Origin of the sequence: Porphyrobacter sp. CACIAM 03H1, from assembly GCF_002215495.1 — a bacterium.
Classification (GTDB): Bacteria; Pseudomonadota; Alphaproteobacteria; order Sphingomonadales; family Sphingomonadaceae; genus Erythrobacter.
In genome coordinates this window covers 1039175-1053922 of sequence record NZ_CP021378.1, presented here as the reverse complement: position 1 = coordinate 1053922, position 14748 = coordinate 1039175, and the positions used below count along the sequence as shown (strand labels likewise).

At 67.5% G+C, this 14748-nt stretch carries 12 protein-coding genes and 1 tRNA gene; 10 read left to right on the top strand and 3 right to left on the bottom strand.

Annotated features, from left to right (window positions below; all coding sequences use genetic code 11):
* The first annotated feature begins 11 nt into the window (after positions 1 to 11).
* The 9 genes from CBR61_RS05100 (at position 12) to CBR61_RS05060 (ending at position 10080) form a co-directional block, all read left to right on the top strand.
* On the top strand, positions 12 to 806 hold the full coding sequence (locus CBR61_RS05100; RefSeq protein ID WP_088915468.1) for an SDR family oxidoreductase: 795 nt from the start codon (positions 12 to 14) through the stop codon (positions 804 to 806).
* A 132-nt stretch (positions 807 to 938) separates the two neighbouring features.
* Positions 939 to 2009 carry an NAD(P)-dependent alcohol dehydrogenase gene (locus CBR61_RS05095; protein ID WP_088913383.1) on the top strand — a complete coding sequence of 357 codons (1071 nt, stop codon included), beginning with the start codon at positions 939 to 941 and terminating at the stop codon, positions 2007 to 2009.
* A 262-nt stretch (positions 2010 to 2271) separates the two neighbouring features.
* Positions 2272 to 3264, top strand: a complete 993-nt coding sequence (locus CBR61_RS05090) for a DUF6733 family protein (protein ID WP_088913382.1) — start codon at positions 2272 to 2274, stop codon at positions 3262 to 3264.
* Positions 3265 to 3756: 492 nt separating this feature from the next.
* Positions 3757 to 4518 carry a TorF family putative porin gene (locus CBR61_RS05085; protein WP_233996936.1) on the top strand — a complete coding sequence of 254 codons (762 nt, stop codon included), beginning with the start codon at positions 3757 to 3759 and terminating at the stop codon, positions 4516 to 4518.
* Between the two features lie 120 nt (positions 4519 to 4638).
* A complete protein-coding gene (locus CBR61_RS05080; RefSeq protein WP_088913380.1) occupies positions 4639 to 6915 on the top strand; it encodes a penicillin acylase family protein in 2277 nt (758 codons plus the stop codon).
* Between the two features lie 200 nt (positions 6916 to 7115).
* Positions 7116 to 7733: a hypothetical protein gene (locus CBR61_RS17040; protein WP_088913379.1), complete on the top strand. Its 618-nt coding sequence runs from the start codon at positions 7116 to 7118 to the stop codon at positions 7731 to 7733.
* 38 nt (positions 7734 to 7771) lie between these two features.
* Positions 7772 to 8296, top strand: a complete 525-nt coding sequence (locus tag CBR61_RS05070; RefSeq protein WP_088913378.1) for a hypothetical protein — start codon at positions 7772 to 7774, stop codon at positions 8294 to 8296.
* Between the two features lie 111 nt (positions 8297 to 8407).
* Positions 8408 to 9388: a gentisate 1,2-dioxygenase gene (gene gtdA / locus CBR61_RS05065; protein ID WP_088913377.1), complete on the top strand. Its 981-nt coding sequence runs from the start codon at positions 8408 to 8410 to the stop codon at positions 9386 to 9388.
* Positions 9385 to 10080: a fumarylacetoacetate hydrolase family protein gene (locus CBR61_RS05060; RefSeq protein WP_088913376.1), complete on the top strand. Its 696-nt coding sequence runs from the start codon at positions 9385 to 9387 to the stop codon at positions 10078 to 10080. The genes gtdA and CBR61_RS05060 overlap by 4 nt, the downstream gene beginning before the upstream one ends.
* 341 nt (positions 10081 to 10421) lie before the next feature.
* On the opposite strand, the gene CBR61_RS05055 is transcribed toward CBR61_RS05060, so the two are convergent.
* From CBR61_RS05055 to CBR61_RS05045, 3 genes are all read right to left on the bottom strand, one after another.
* Positions 10422 to 10495, bottom strand: a tRNA-Gly gene (locus tag CBR61_RS05055).
* Between the two features lie 113 nt (positions 10496 to 10608).
* On the bottom strand, positions 10609 to 10998 hold the full coding sequence (locus tag CBR61_RS05050) for a response regulator (protein ID WP_088913375.1): 390 nt from the start codon (positions 10996 to 10998) through the stop codon (positions 10609 to 10611).
* A gap of 37 nt (positions 10999 to 11035) precedes the next feature.
* Positions 11036 to 12190, bottom strand: coding sequence for an HWE histidine kinase domain-containing protein (locus CBR61_RS05045; protein WP_088913374.1), 1155 nt, complete (start codon positions 12188 to 12190; stop codon positions 11036 to 11038).
* Positions 12191 to 12516: 326 nt separating this feature from the next.
* On the opposite strand from CBR61_RS05045, the gene CBR61_RS05040 reads away from it, so the two are divergent.
* Positions 12517 to 14733: a PAS domain-containing protein gene (locus CBR61_RS05040; RefSeq protein ID WP_157696504.1), complete on the top strand. Its 2217-nt coding sequence runs from the start codon at positions 12517 to 12519 to the stop codon at positions 14731 to 14733.
* Positions 14734 to 14748 lie beyond the last annotated feature (15 nt).

The following is a 14748-nucleotide window of genomic DNA, read 5'->3' as shown; positions in this document are numbered from 1 at the left end:
AAATGGAAGTCATGAAATTCGAAAGCGGCATGGCCGTGGTTGTCACCGGCGGGGCGAGCGGGCTGGGCAAGGCGAGCGCGCAGGCCTTTGCGGATGCGGGCTGCAGGGTCGCGATCTTCGACATCAACGAGGAGGCGGGTGAGGCCCACGCGAAGGCGATTGGCGGCACCTTCCACCATGTCGACATCATGGACGAGGCGAGCGTCGAGGCGGGCTTTGCCGCCGCCCGCGCGGCCCACGGGCAGGAGCGCGTGACGCTCCACTGCGCGATGGCGAGCAGGCGCGGCAAGACGCTCGGCTGGGACAAGGAGGCCGGGGCCTACAAGCGCCTGTCCACCGAGGATTACGCCTTCGGTGCCGAGGGCATCCTCGTCGCCAGCTACCGTGTTGCCAGCATCTCGGCGCTGGGCATGGCCAATGCCGAGCCGTTGAACGAGGACGGGGAGCGCGGCTGCATCATCCTCACCGCCAGCGTCGCCGCGCAGGACGGGCAGATCGGGCAGGTGATCTACGGGAGCTGCAAGGCCGGGGTGAACGGCCTCGTCCTGCCGATGGCGCGCGACCTGATGGACCTCGGCATCCGGGTCAATTCGGTCATGCCCGGGATCTTCGCCACGCCCCTCATGCTGGGGATGAAGGACCGGAACCCGCCGATGTGGGCGCAGCTCAATGCCAGCGTGCCCTTCCCCAAGCGCCTCGGCGAGCCGGAGGAATTCGCGTCGCTGGTGCTCGAGATCGCGCGCAACAGCTACATCAACGGGCACCAGTTCCGGCTCGATGGTGCCATCAGGATGCCGCCGAAGTAGAGGTTTCTCACCACCGTCGTCATTGCGAGGAGCCGCAGGCGACGTGGCAATCCATGGACAGCCGTGGCGGGGTGCAGAACTGCCAGTCCGTGGGTTGCTTCGCTCCGCTCGCAATGACGAGGTGAAACGAAGATGGCCACCGCCACCAACGAATATCCGACCAAGGCCTTTGGCGCGACCGCGCCCGACAGCGGGGTCGGACCGATGTCGATCACCCGCCGGGGCCTGCGCCACGACGACGTGCTGATCGAGATCACACATTGCGGCATCTGCCACTCCGATCTCCACACCGTCCGCAACGACTGGGGGCGCACGACCTATCCGGTGGTGCCGGGGCACGAGATCGTCGGCATCGTTGCCGCGGTCGGCGAGAGCGTCACCCGCCACAAGGTGGGCGACCGGGTGGCGATCGGGTGCATGGTCGATTCCTGCATGGAATGCGCCCATTGCGAGGCGGACCTCGAACAATACTGCCTCGATGGCGGGATGACCGGGACCTACAACGGCACCGACCGGCGCGACGGTTCGCCGACCCACGGCGGCTATTCCGAGCGGATCGTGGCGCGCGAGGAATTCGTGCTCAAGGTGCCCGACAGCCTGCCGATGGCCGAGGCCGCGCCGCTGCTGTGCGCGGGGATCACCTCCTACTCGCCGCTTCGCACCTGGAAAGTCGGGCCCGGCAGCAAGGTCGCGGTCGCCGGGCTTGGCGGGCTGGGGCACATGGGGGTGAAGCTGGCGGCGGCGATGGGGGCCGAGGTGACCGTGCTGTCGCGCAGCGAGGGCAAGCGCGCCGACGCCGAGAAGCTGGGCGCCCATGCCTTCCTCAACACTTCCGACAAGGCGGCGATGAAGGCCGCACGCGGGCGGTTCGACATGGTGCTGAACACCATTCCGGTGCGCCACGACGTCACGCCCTATCTCCACCTGCTGCGGATCGACGGGGTGCAGGTGCTGGTCGGGATGATCGACATGATGCCCGAGTTGCACACCGGCGTGCTCCTGGGGCGCAAGGTGCTGACCGGAAGCGGCATCGGCGGCCTCGCCGAAACGCAGGAGATGCTCGATTTCTGCGCCGCGCACGGCATCCTGCCCGATATCGAGGTGATCCGGATGCAGGACATCCAGAGCGCCTACGACCGGATGGAGGCAAGCGACATCAAGTACCGCTTCGTCATCGACATGGAGAGCCTGCGCACCGCCTGAACACACATCTGCATGTTCTGCTATCTTCGATGATAATTCTATTCGAATACTCTAATAAATATAGAATGAGTATTTGGAATTTGTTTCATCACAGCAACAGTACCCGGACAATATGACAAATCGCGGCACATAACGAATTGTGCGGCGCGAGGCGGGCGTTATTTGGCTTTCTTGCTGCGAACGGAACCCGTTCGAAACAAAAGAAGGTCAAGACGCAGCACGCAGGCGGAACGGTCCCACCTCTCTTTCAGGAGCGTTCCATATGAAACTTCGTTTTGCTTGTGCCGCCTCGGCGCTGACCCTGGGCTGCGCCCTGTCGGCCCCGGCCTTCGCGCAAGGGCCGGACGCCGCCGCGATCGATGCCGCGGCCGCCACCATCGTCGTCACCAACGCCGCCAAGCCCTCCGATGACGAGGCCGCGGGCTTCGACCTCGCCGTGGGCGCCGCCCCGGCCGGGAACGCGATTCCCGTGGGCCTCGGCACCGGCGAGACCGCCGTCTCGAGCGCGGTCATGGTCGCCGCCGCCGCTGCCGCGCAGGATGGCTCGGGCGGGCGCGGGGAACGTTTCTCCGTCGTGCTCAACCAGGATGCCTTCTTCGGCTTCTACCCCACCTTCAACGGCCTCATCCCGGTCGGCGAGAAGGTCGACCTGAGCTTCTACGGCATCCTGTGGACCACCTCGGACTTCTCGAGCGCCACCGGCCTCGGCTCCGACCTGTGGACCGAATTCGGCATCGGCGCCAACTTCATCGCCGCAGACGGCAAGCTGGCGATCAAGCCGCAGATCGGCATCACGAACGGCGCGCTGCTGTCGCGCGGCAACCTCGGGCGCGGACCCCGCAACACCACCACCACCCTCAATGGCGGCAACGTGTTCGACGGCATCGTGCCGAGCCTCACCATCAACTACAGCGACGACAAGTTCGAAGGCGAGTTCTACGGCGGCTACTACGCCGCGCTGCGCAACCGCAGCGACAATGTCGGCGCGCTCGACTTCCTGCACACCTGGATCAACGCCGGCTACAAGTTCAGCAGCAACTTCTCGGCTGGCGCCCATATCGAGTTCCTCGCCAACACCCGCGCCGATCTGCCCGGCGGCAGTGCCTCGAACGTCTATGAATGGTATGGCCCCTACGTGCAGTTCTCGCTGAGCAAGGGCTTCTTCGCCCGCTTCACCGGCGGCATCGAGGAAGGCGGCGGCGCGGGCGGCAACCGCGGCGACTTCTACAAGCTCGCGGTCGGTATGTCGTTCTGATCGCCCGACCCCGAGCCCGCCAGGGGCGCTGCTGCCGGCGACGGCGGCAGCGCCCTTCGTGCTTCCGGAGAAGGCGCTGCGCGATCTTCCGGTCTTCTAACCTTCAAACTGTTGCAGGAATGACACGCAAGAAGATAATAAGAATCCCGCCCTCCACATAAGCTTTGTGCGCAAACGGCCCTTGCAAGATGATGACCGTGACGTGACGGGGGCCCGATTCTTCGGAGAATAAACCCTGCACGCCGCGCAGGTGGAACGATCCAACCTCTTCATGGAGCGTTCCTTATGTCCATCCGTTTCGCAGCAGCCATCTCGGCTGTCGCACTCGCCGCCAGCCTTGCCACTCCCGCCTTCGCCGCGGAGTCGCAGGAAACCATCACCAGCCCCGCGGCCGGCACCGGAGCCGAAGCAGACACCGCCATCGTCATCACCGGAGCCGAGGGCGCGTCCCTCGCCCTGCCCGCGATCGCCCCGCTCGATCCGGCGCGGACCATGGGCCAGGAAGACGACACCCCGGCCATCACCATCTCGGGCGCCGCGACGCTGACCAGCGACTACCGCTTCCGCGGCGTATCGCAGAGCGACGAGGGAATGGCGGTGCAGGGCGGCATCACGATCAGCCACGAAAGCGGCTTCTATGTCGGCGCCTGGGGATCGAACCTTGCGGGCTGGGGCACCTTCGGCGGGGCCAACATGGAGCTCGACCTGATTGCCGGGTTCAAGTTCCCGGTCGGCGAAGGCACGCTCGATACCGGCGTGACGTGGTTCATGTATCCGAGCGGCGCCGACACCACCGATTTCGCCGAGCTCTACGCAAGGCTTTCGGGCGCGGTCGGCCCGGTCTCGCTGACCGGGACCGTCGCCTATGCGCCCTCGCAGGAGGCGCTCGGGAATGTCTTCCCGGTGGGCGGCGGCTTCAATCCCGGCGACAAGGAGGACAACCTCTACCTCGCGGGCGATGCGGCCTATGCCGTGGATGGCGCGCCGATCACGCTCAAGGCGCACCTCGGCTATTCCGACGGCAACCCCGGCCTCGGCCCCAACGGCACCAGCATCGCGCCCACGGGCACCTATTTCGACTGGCTGATCGGCGCGGACATCGTGCCGATCTCGGGCCTGACCTTGTCGGTCGCCTATGTCGACACCGACATCTCCGAAGCCGAAGCGAACCGCATCCGCCCGAACTTCGCCACGCTCGCGGGCAATTCGATCTCGGATGCGACCGTGGTGTTCTCGATCACCGCCTCGTTCTGAGCGGATCGTGACGCAGGAGGGGGCGCCCCGCCGGACAGACCGGCGGGGCGCCCTTTTCTTTTGCGCAGGCTGCCGATAGTTTCCGCCCCGCCCCTCTCATAGGGCGGCGGGAGAGAGACAATGATGCGCAATTTCGTCGGAGCAGCGGCTGCCGCCGCTGTGGTGTTCGTGGCCCAGGCTGGGGCGGCCGAGGCGGCCGGGCGTACGTCCGCGACCATCACCCGCACCACCTACGGCATCCCCCATATCGAGGCGCGCGACTGGCGCGGCGTGGGCTTCGGGGTCGCCTATGCCTACGCCGAGGACAATCTGTGCCTGCTGGCCGAGGAATTCGCCACCGTCGCGGGCGAACGCTCGAAGCATTTCGGCCCAGAGGCCAAGGCGGTGCTCGGTTTCGAGGAGGTCGACAACCTCTCCTCCGACGTGTTCTTCCGCGCGGTGATCGACCTGCCCGCCCTGCGCGAGGGCGCGAAGTCGCTCTCCCCCCGCGCCCGCGACCTGATGGCGGGCTATGTCGCGGGCTACAACCGCTTCCTCAAGAACGCGGGCGCCGACGGCATCCCCGCCGCATGCCGCGGCAAGGCCTGGGTGCGGCCCATCACCGACGACGACATGCTGCGCCTCAACGAGAAGCAGATGCTGCTCGCCAGCTCGCTGAACCTCGCGCCCGCGATCGCCAATGCCGTCCCGCCGGGCAGCCCCGCGCCGAAGGTCGCGATCCATATGCCCGACCCGAAGGAGCTCGGCATGGGCAGCAACGGCTGGGCCTTCGGCGGCGATGTCACCGCCAACGGGCGCGGCATGGTGATCGGCAACCCGCACTTCCCGTGGAAGGGCCCCAACCGCTTCTGGCAGATGCACGTCAAGGGCCCCAAGGGCTACGAGGTGATGGGCGTGGGCCTCGCGGGCACGCCGATGCCGACGCTCGGCTTCAACAGGGATGTCGCCTGGACGCATACCGTCACCGAGGCGCGGCACTTCACGCTCTACCAGCTGGCGCTCGATCCCGCCGATCCGACCCGCTACATGGTCGACGGCAAGAGCGAGGCGATGACGGCGCAAACCGTCACCGTGCCCATGCCCGAAGGCACGCCCGCCGTGACCCGCACCTTGTATTCGACCCGCTTCGGCCCGGTCTTCGTCATCCCCGCGCGCGGCATTGGCTGGACCGCGCAGAGCGCCTTCGCACTCAAGGATGCCAACCGCGGCAACCAGCGCGGGATCGAGACCTGGCTGCGCATCGGCGAGGCGAAGAACGTGGGCGAGGTGCGCGCCGCGGTCAGCGAGACGCTCGGCATTCCGTGGGTCAACACCATCGCGGCCGACCGCCACGGCGACGCGCTCCATGCCGATGTCACCGCCGTGCCCAACGTCTCCGCCGCCAAGGCCAAGGCCTGCGCGACGCCGATCTCGGGCCTTTTCGCGGAACTCGCGATCCTGCTCGACGGCAGCAAGTCGTCCTGCGACTGGGACGCCGCCCCCGGCACCCCCGCCCCCGGCCTGATGCCCGCAGGCGATCAGGCCGCGACGACCGTGAAGACCTGGCTCACCAATTCCAACGACAGCTACTGGATCAGCAACCCCGCGATCCCGCACCGCGAGCTGTCGCCGATCCTCGGCCAATACGCGACCGCGCGCAGCCTGCGGACGCGGTCGAACTTCATCGAGACCGCAGCGATTCTGGACTCGGGCAAGGTCGATCACGCCCGCGCGCAGGCGCTCGCCTTCGGCAATGCCAGCCTTGCGGCCGATCTGGTCGTCCCCGAACTGCTGACGCTCTGCCCCGCCGCCGAGGGTGCCGCCGCGCGCGGCTGCGCGGCGCTCGCCAAGTGGGACCGCCGCTTCGATGCCGACAGCCGCGGCGCGCGCCTGTTCCGCACACTCTGGCCGAAGATCGGCTCGATCAAGGGCCTGTGGGCGGTGCCCTTCGATCCGGCCGATCCGGTCAATACGCCGCGCGACCTTGCGACCGAAGGCGAAAGCGGCGCCAACCTGCTTGCCGCCCTCGCCTCGGTCGTCACGACGATGGAGGAACAGGGCCTGGCGCTGGATTCGCGCTGGGGTGACGAACAGCTGGTGATGGCGGGCAATGATGCGATCCCGATCCACGGCGGATCGGGTTGGCTCGGCGTCCTCAACATGCAGGAAGCCGACCGCGCCGCGAACGGCAAACTGATCCCGCGCCACGGGACGAGCTACATCCAGATCGTCGGTTTCGACGCCAAGGGCCCGGTGGCGGACGCGATCCTCAGCTATTCGCAATCGACCGACCCGGCCTCGCCCCACGCTTACGACCAGACCCGCGCCTATGCGGAGAAGCGCTGGCACCGCCTGCCCTTCCACCGCGCCGACATCCGCGCCGCCGCGATAGGCAAGCCGCGCCGCATAAGCGAGTGACATCCGCAAGCTCCGGCGCAAGATTATGACTGGCAGAATAGCCAACATTTGTTAATCTTGCGCCGGGGCAGGGGATTGGGGATCTCGCACCGGAACGGGCCGCGCATTGCGGCCGGCGCTCTATCCGCGTGCATCGTCTGACATCGCTGGCCCTGCGTCCCGGTTGCGGGGCGTTGTCATCCATTGCGCAAGGACGGATCATGAAACGGACCGCAATCACCGCCGGCACGCTCGCACTGCTCGCCAGCGCCCTCACGCCGCTGCCCGCCATCGCCCAGGACGAGAAGCGCAACGACGAGGACAAGAAGGACAACACCGCCGCGATCGTCGCCGGGATCGCCGCGCTCGGGATCGGCATCGCAATCGCGACCTCGGGCAAGGACAAGGACAAGAACCAGTGGGACGGCGACCGCTACGGCGATCCCTTCAGCCCCGCGCGTTATGTCGAATGCTTCCCGCGCCAGCGCACCTGCTACGAACGCGGGCACTATTCCTACAGCTGGACGCAGCGGATCTTCGGTTCGGGTTCGGGCTGGGGCGGTTCGGGCGGCAGTTGGGGCGGCTCTGGCGGCGGCGGCTGGGGCGGCTCTGGCGGTAGCTGGGGCAACGGCGATCTCGACCGTGCGCGCCGGGTCTGCGTCGACCGCGCCGAGGATCGCGGCCTCAGGAACATCAACGTGGAATCGAGCCAGCCACACGATTCCAAGCGCGCGCGGGTCTATCTCCAGGCGCGCCGCAGCCCGGCCACGGTGAACTACGAGCGCTGGCGCTGCGAATACACCTACAGCTCCGGCCGGACCGACTTCAAGAAAGTGTGACCGCCCGCCACGAAACGCCATTTCAAGGATCGCTCATCATGCATCGCAAGCTTACCCTGATCCCGGCGCTGGTGGCGCTGGGGCTCGCCTGTCCCGCCATCGCCCAGCCGGCCGATGCCCCCGCACCCGCCGGCAAGAAGATCAGCCGCGCCGAGACCACGCTCTCGACCCGCATCGCTGTCGCCGTCAACGGGCACGTGCTCGAGGACCTCAAGCCGGTCATCACCGACGAGGCTAAGCTCGGCCCACTGTTCCTGCGCATGGTGCTGGTCGCCAAGCAGGAGGCGGTCGGCGCGAGCTGTGTCGACTATTCGGTCGACAAGAAGCGGCAGGTGGCGGTCATGCTCGGCAGCCTCGCCCCCGCTCTCGAAGGTCTCGAGAAGGACAAGGCCCAGCCTGTGGTCAACCAGATCCTGCGGCACTACCACACGATGCTTGCCGGGGCGCTGGCGCAACACGCCGCCGACCCGGACGGCTTCTGCGCGGCGGGCAAGGACCTCTACGAGAGACTCTCCGCCGATGCCGACGGCGACAAGGTCCTGATCCTCACCCCGGCGACCTGACCGGCCCGCCCCCTGCCGGCCGGGCCGCGTGCCCGGCCGCATCGCCGGCTTCAAGGGGCGTGCAATTCGCCGCGTGGGGCAAGCGAATGAGATAGATGAACGCCCCACAGTCTGCTGACGCTGTGGGAACAGCCGCATGCTCTGGTCCTGCCTGAGCCTTGTTCGCCGGCCCGGCCGTGGCGCTGGAGCTATGGCCCGGCGCGCGAATACCTGATGCGTGCCGGCGACCTGATCTCCGCCGAACAGGCAGAGCGGCGGGTGCTGATCATGGAAAACCCCGGGCTGCCGGGCCAGGCGGCGATCACGCCGAGCCTCTATGCCGGCCTGCAACTGGTCCTGCCGGGCGAGGTGGCGCCGTGCCATCGCCATACGCAGAACGCCCTGCGCTTCGTGATGGAGGGGAGCGGCGCCTACACCGCTCTCGACGGCGAGAAGGCGGTGATGGAGCCCTTCGATCTGGTGCTCACGCCGGCCGGGCAATGGCACGACCATGGCAACGAGACCGCCCAGCCGATGATCTGGCTCGACGGGCTCGACATTCCGACCGTGCGGCTGTTCGATGCTCAGTTCTCGGAGAGGCTCGACCAGCCGACCCATCCGGTGACCGCTCCGCCCGGCGACACGCTGGCGCGCTACGGCCGCAACCTGCGCCCGATGCGCGGCCATGTTGCCGACCGAAGGCCGACCGGGCGTCCGCTGTTCCATTACCGCTTTGCCGACTGGCGCCCTGCCCTCGCCGCCATGGCCCGTTCCGCGGAGATCGACCCGCACCTCGGCCATGCGCTGGAGTTCCTGAACCCGGCCGACGGCGGGCAGGTGCTCGCGACGATGTCCGCCCATGTCAGGCTGTTGCCCGCGGGCTTCGAGACCCGCCCGCGCCAGAGCACGGACGGAACGGTTTTCGTTGTCGTCGAGGGCGAAGGTGAGGCAGAACTGAACGGCGAGGTCGTGCCGCTGCACGAGCGTGACGTGGTGGTCGTTCCCTCGTGGACACGGCTGGTCCTGCGCTCGTCGCGCGAGCTCGTCCTGTTCGCCTATTCCGACAAGGCTTCGCAGGAGAAGCTGGAACTCTACCGGGAGCGCAATCTTTGACCCTGTTGTTCGACCCCCAGCCGCCCGTGCTGGCCCCCACAAGCGATGGCCGTTTCTTCCCGGTGCGGCGCATCTTCTGCATCGGCCGCAACTACGAGGAACATGCCCGCGAGATGGGCGACAAGGCGGATCCCGAAGCGCCGTTCTTCTTCACCAAGTGGGCCGAAACCGTGGTCGGCGACGGTGCGACGATTGCCTATCCGCAGGGCACATCGAACTTCCACTACGAGGCCGAGTTGGTCGTCGCGATCCACCGGCCCGGGCGCAACATCCCGCGCGAACGGGCGCTCGATCACGTCTGGGGCTATGCCGCCGGACTGGACATGACGCGCCGCGACCTTCAGTCGGAAGCGCGCGCCAAGCAGCGGCCATGGGACGCCGGCAAGAACGTCGAGCAGTCCTCGCCCCTCGGCCTGATCCACCCCGCATCCGCACTGGGCGATGCCACCAAGGGGGCGCTCACGCTGACGGTGAACGGCGTCGAGAGACAGCGCGGCGACCTGTCGCAGATGATCACCCCTGTCGATCGCCTGATCGCGTTTCTCTCCGGCCTCTACCGGCTGGAAGCGGGGGACCTGATCTACACCGGCACACCCGCCGGCGTCGGTGCCGTCGTGCCTGGTGACGTGATTGTCGTTGCTGTCCAGGGACTGACATCGCTGACCATTACGGTGGGGCAGCATGATCAATGATTTTCTTGCCGCTGGTCGCTTGCGGGAACGGCACCTTCATAAGCGAAATCAGGTACCCGCTGCAGGCAGCGGTGCTGGCGGCCCAAGCATTCCGGCCATCACGCTTCCGCTTATCGGTGCGAAGCCTTTCTCGCGGCCGTCCAACCGGTACGCGAAACGCCGGAGCCTTCCGCCGGAAGGCTAACAGACCGAAGGCGTCACCCATCCTGTAAGGCTCGCCCGTGGCTTGGCAGTTCTGATCGCCACGCCTGCAAAAGGCGTCGTTCACGGACGACCGAGGGATCAAATCCCTCGACTCGAAAGATTTATCGACCTTCTGGGGCTGTTCGGGAAGCGAGGGCTGGAGCGGGTGAAGGGAATCGAACCCTCGTCGTAAGCTTGGGAAGCTTCTGCTCTACCATTGAGCTACACCCGCATCGCGATGGCGGGGCCTGTGGCCCGGCTGCCTGATGCGCGAGCCCCTTGCCACGAGGGGGCGGCGCTGGTCAACACCCCTTCGCGGGGACCGGCAAGCGGGGCGGCGCGGGGCTATGTGCCGCGGGGCCCGTCCCCGGCGTCCAGCCGCCGCGCGAGAGTGTCGACCAGGGCTGCGGTGTCGGCGGGCTTGGCGATCAGGGGAATATCGGCCAGATCGGCTGGCACGACGCCCGCGTCGTAGCCGGTCAGGAAGATGACCGGGATCGCGCGCGCCCGCAGCGCCCGCGCGAGATCGAACGAGCGCACCGGCCCGAGGTGGATGTCCAGCAGCGCGATATCGACCTGCGTTTCGGCCAGCAGCGCGTCGAGATCGGGCGGCGTGCCCCGGCAGGCGGCGATCACCGCCCCGGCCCGGGCAAGGCTGTCGCGGCTGTCCTCGGCCTGGTAGAAATTGTCCTCGACGATGAGGATGTGGCGGCCCGAAAGCCTGCTCTCCGACATGCAAAAGTTCCCTCGTTCGTCGCCCTTGCGGTCGAACCTATTCGTTGCTGAAGCTGGCCGCGATGATCCGGCTGGCGAGGTCCGCCTCCTCGTCGGGGGACAGCCGGTCGCGGATCGCGGCCAGCGGCGCGACCAGCCTGTAGGTCATCCCGTCCGCGTCGAAGCTGCGCTCGGCTCTGCCCCGCAGCGTTGCCGGGACGATGCTCATGAGCAACGTGCTGCCGAAGCCTTCGACCGGCTGCTCCGCCGCCGCGGCAGGCGATGCCGCCGCGCCGCCTTGCTCGCGCCAGAGCAGCGTGAAATCCTCGCCGGCGGTCGACCATGTGACACTCACCCGCAGCCCGTCCGAGACGCCGAGCCCGTACTTGTGGGTGTTGGTGGCGAGCTCGTGCAGCGCAAGGCTCAATTGCTGGGCGGCGATCTGGCCGATCTCGATCGGCGGTCCGGAATAGGCGATGCGGTCGCCATAGGTTGCACGCGGCACCGCCAGCGCCGCCTCCACCACCGCCGAAAGCCGCGCCCGCGCGTCTCCGTCCGCGCCCATCGATCGCGTCGCATCGGCGAGCGCCCGCACCCGGCCGAGGAAGGGATCGAGAAAATCGGCAAGGCTCCGGCTGCCCTTGGCCGATTGCATCGCCAGTGTGTGCACCACCGACAGCAGGTTGCTGCTGCGATGCACGGCCTCGCGCGCCTGCACCGCGAGCGCGGTCGTCGCGCGTTCGAGATCGGCGGTGCGCTCGCGCACCTGCAGGTCGAGCGAGGCAAGCGTCGCCTTGTGCGCGGCGATCTCCTCGTGGAGGCCGCGATTGACCGTCTCGAGCGCCGCCGGCGAGGGCAGCCGGACGATGTCGGGGATCAGCCGGAACAGCATCACCGCAGTGGCGATGGAGACGAGACCCGTGGCCAGCTTGAGCCAGCCCACGAAGGGATAGATCGGCACCCACAGCGTCACGATCATGAAAAGATGGGTGATGCCGCACAGCAGGATGAAGGCGGCGAACAGCACCACCAGCGCGGGCTGCGGCACCTCTGCGCGCCGGCGCAGCACCATGAACAGCGCGACCGGAATGGCGGTGTAGGACAGGAAGATCAGCAGGTCGGAACCGGCCCACAGCAGGACCAGCCAGGGCTGCCACAACAGGCACATGCCGTGCGGCATGTATTCGCCATAGTCGATGACATGGTGTTCCATGCGGTGATCCTCGCGTCCATCTCGGGGCCGGCACCTGCGTGTCGCGCCGGCTCCGTCGACGGGATGCAGGGAGCCTGAAACTGTCCACACCAGACAGATTTCACCCCGTCAAGCGGCAATCGCTGTCCTGAAAAGGAACGTAGGTCAATAAACCCAAAAACCAACCGGAGGCGGTGCGATAAAGATCATGGTTGATTAGTCATCAAACCTAACATGGATTAAAGAACACCCGGGCTTTATCTCAAAGGACATGGTCCGCCGGAAGCGTCATTACATTTGATACGCGGCGATTCGCAAAGAATGCGGGATCCGGCCGAGGGCGAAAATTGGTTGAGAGTGCAAAGAGCGTCGGCGTCCAAACGCCAGCGGACGACACCCGGCATTACACCGGGGTGGCCGAAAGGCCCGGTTTCCTGAGCCGAAGGCCGTGGTGGTTCATCTATGGCTTCGCTCTGGCACTGACGGTCATGGCCGTGGTGCTGCGACGCTCGCTCGACGTGCTGGGCGAAGGCATCGTGCCCTTTGCCCTGTTCTACCCGGTGGTGCTGGCCTGCACGCTGGTGGGCGGGCTCGGACCGGGGCTCTTGTCGCTGGCCATTTCCGCGGTTGCGGTCACGCTGTTCTGGCTGGAGCCGACGGGGCCCCTCTCGCTGTCGCCGACCGGCCTCGTGAACATGATCCTGTTCGCGCTTTCCAACGGCGCCCTGATCGCGGTCGCGCATCTCCTGCGCACCTCCTACCGCAACCTGCGCCAGAGCGAGGCGCGGCTCAGCCTGTCGCAGGAGGTCGGCAAGATCGGCATCTGGGATCTCGATCTCAAGACCGGCGGTCTGTGGTGGTCGCCCTCCTTCTACCAGCTGGCCGGCTTCGACCGCGACGAGACGCCGAGCGTGAAGGCCGTGCTCGACCGCATCCACCCGGACGATCGCCCGCGTGCCATCGCTGCCTTCGAAGCCGCAAGGGACGGGCGCGACCGGCTCGATCTCGAGTTCCGCTACAACCGCGACGACGGTGCGACCGTCTGGATGGCGGGCCGTGCGGAGCTGTTCCGCGACGCGAAAGGCCGGCCAGCACGCCTGCTCGGCATCAACTTCGATGCCACCCCGATGCGCACCATCGAGAGCGAGCGGGACCGGGCCGACACCCTGCTGCGGACCCTGTTCGACAGCCTCCCGGGCGCGGCCTATGTCAAGGACACCGAAGGCCGCATCCTGCTCGGCAACCGGGGCATGGCCGAAGCGGTCGGCTGCCCGCCGGAGGAATTCATCGGCCGGACCGACGTCGAGATCATGGGCAACGAGGAGTCGGCCCGCGCGATCATGGCGCATGACCGGATGGTGCTCGACGAAGGCGTCTCGAGACAGCTCGAGGAGGACCTCGTCCTGCCCGACGGGCGGATGAGCCACTGGCTTTCGGTCAAGACCCCGTTCCGCGATGCCGACGGGCAGGTGAAGGGGATCGTCGGCATCTCCCTCGACATGACCGAACGGCACCGGGCCGAGCGGCGCCTGCGCTTCCTGGCCGACGAGGTCGATCACCGGGCCAAGAACCTGCTGGGCGTCGTGCAGTCGATCGTGCGCCTGACGCGGGTCGAGGACGTGACGGGGTTCAAGGCGGTGCTGGCCGGGCGGATCCAGGCTCTTGGCCGTGCCCACAGCCTGCTGGCTAGCAACCGCTGGGATGGCGTCGAGATCTCCGCACTGGTGCGCGAGGAACTGGCGCCGTTCGGACGCGGGACGGAGCAGATCCGGATCGCGGGGCCATCGCTGCTGATCGCCCCCAATGCCTCGCAGGCGCTCGCGATGGTGCTGCACGAGCTTGCCATCAATGCTGCGCGTTATGGGGCGCTGTCGGTCGAGGGCGGGCAGTTGAGCGTCGTGTGGCGGCTGACGGATCGCGATGGCGAGGCACGTCTTGAACTGGGCTGGCAGGAAGCCTGCGGCCCCGCGGTGGTGATGCCGGCCAACCCGGGCTTCGGCTTCACCGCGGTGCGCGGCGCGATCGAGCACCAGCTCGGCGGGCAGGTCGCGATCGAATGGGCGCCGGAGGGGGTGCGGTGCCGCATCACCTTCCCCGCAGCCGGCAACGTGGTCGAGGATCGCTCCGGCCGCGCCCCGGCGGGAAGGGCACGCGAGGAAGACCGGCCAGGCGCGCCGGGCGAGACCGACCTCGCCGGGCTGCGCGTGCTGGTGCTCGAGGACGAAGCGCTGATCGCGCTCACGCTCAGGGATCTGGTCGAGGACCTCGGCTGCATCGTCGTCGGCCCGGCACATTCGGTGGAGGCCGGCATGGCGCTGATCCGCGAGCAGGCGCCCGATCTGGCGATCCTCGACATCAATCTCGCGTCGCGGAGCAATGCGCCGGTCGCGCGGGCGCTGCAGGCGCTGGATGTGCCCTTCGTCTACTGCACCGGCTATGCCGAACCCGAAGGGCAGATCGCGCCCGATCTGGCGGCGGAGACGATCACCAAGCCGGTCGATCCGCACCTGCTTGCCGCGGCGCTGAAGCGGGCGGCGGGTCGGCGCGTGGCGGGGGTCCGCTAGAGCCGCGCGGCGCGG

Bases quoted from the DNA above. Each gene is read 5' to 3' on its own strand.
- CBR61_RS05085 (WP_233996936.1), top strand. From the start codon at position 3,757: ATGGGCCAGGAAGACGACACCCCGGCCATCACCATCTCGGGCGCCGCG.
- CBR61_RS05090 (WP_088913382.1), top strand. From the start codon at position 2,272: ATGAAACTTCGTTTTGCTTGTGCCGCCTCGGCGCTGACCCTGGGCTGC.
- CBR61_RS05050 (WP_088913375.1), bottom strand. From the start codon at position 10,998: ATGTCGGAGAGCAGGCTTTCGGGCCGCCACATCCTCATCGTCGAGGAC.
- CBR61_RS17040 (WP_088913379.1), top strand. From the start codon at position 7,116: ATGAAACGGACCGCAATCACCGCCGGCACGCTCGCACTGCTCGCCAGC.
- CBR61_RS05045 (WP_088913374.1), bottom strand. From the start codon at position 12,190: ATGGAACACCATGTCATCGACTATGGCGAATACATGCCGCACGGCATG.
- CBR61_RS05080 (WP_088913380.1), top strand. From the start codon at position 4,639: ATGATGCGCAATTTCGTCGGAGCAGCGGCTGCCGCCGCTGTGGTGTTC.
- CBR61_RS05100 (WP_088915468.1), top strand. From the start codon at position 12: ATGAAATTCGAAAGCGGCATGGCCGTGGTTGTCACCGGCGGGGCGAGC.
- CBR61_RS05070 (WP_088913378.1), top strand. From the start codon at position 7,772: ATGCATCGCAAGCTTACCCTGATCCCGGCGCTGGTGGCGCTGGGGCTC.
- CBR61_RS05095 (WP_088913383.1), top strand. From the start codon at position 939: ATGGCCACCGCCACCAACGAATATCCGACCAAGGCCTTTGGCGCGACC.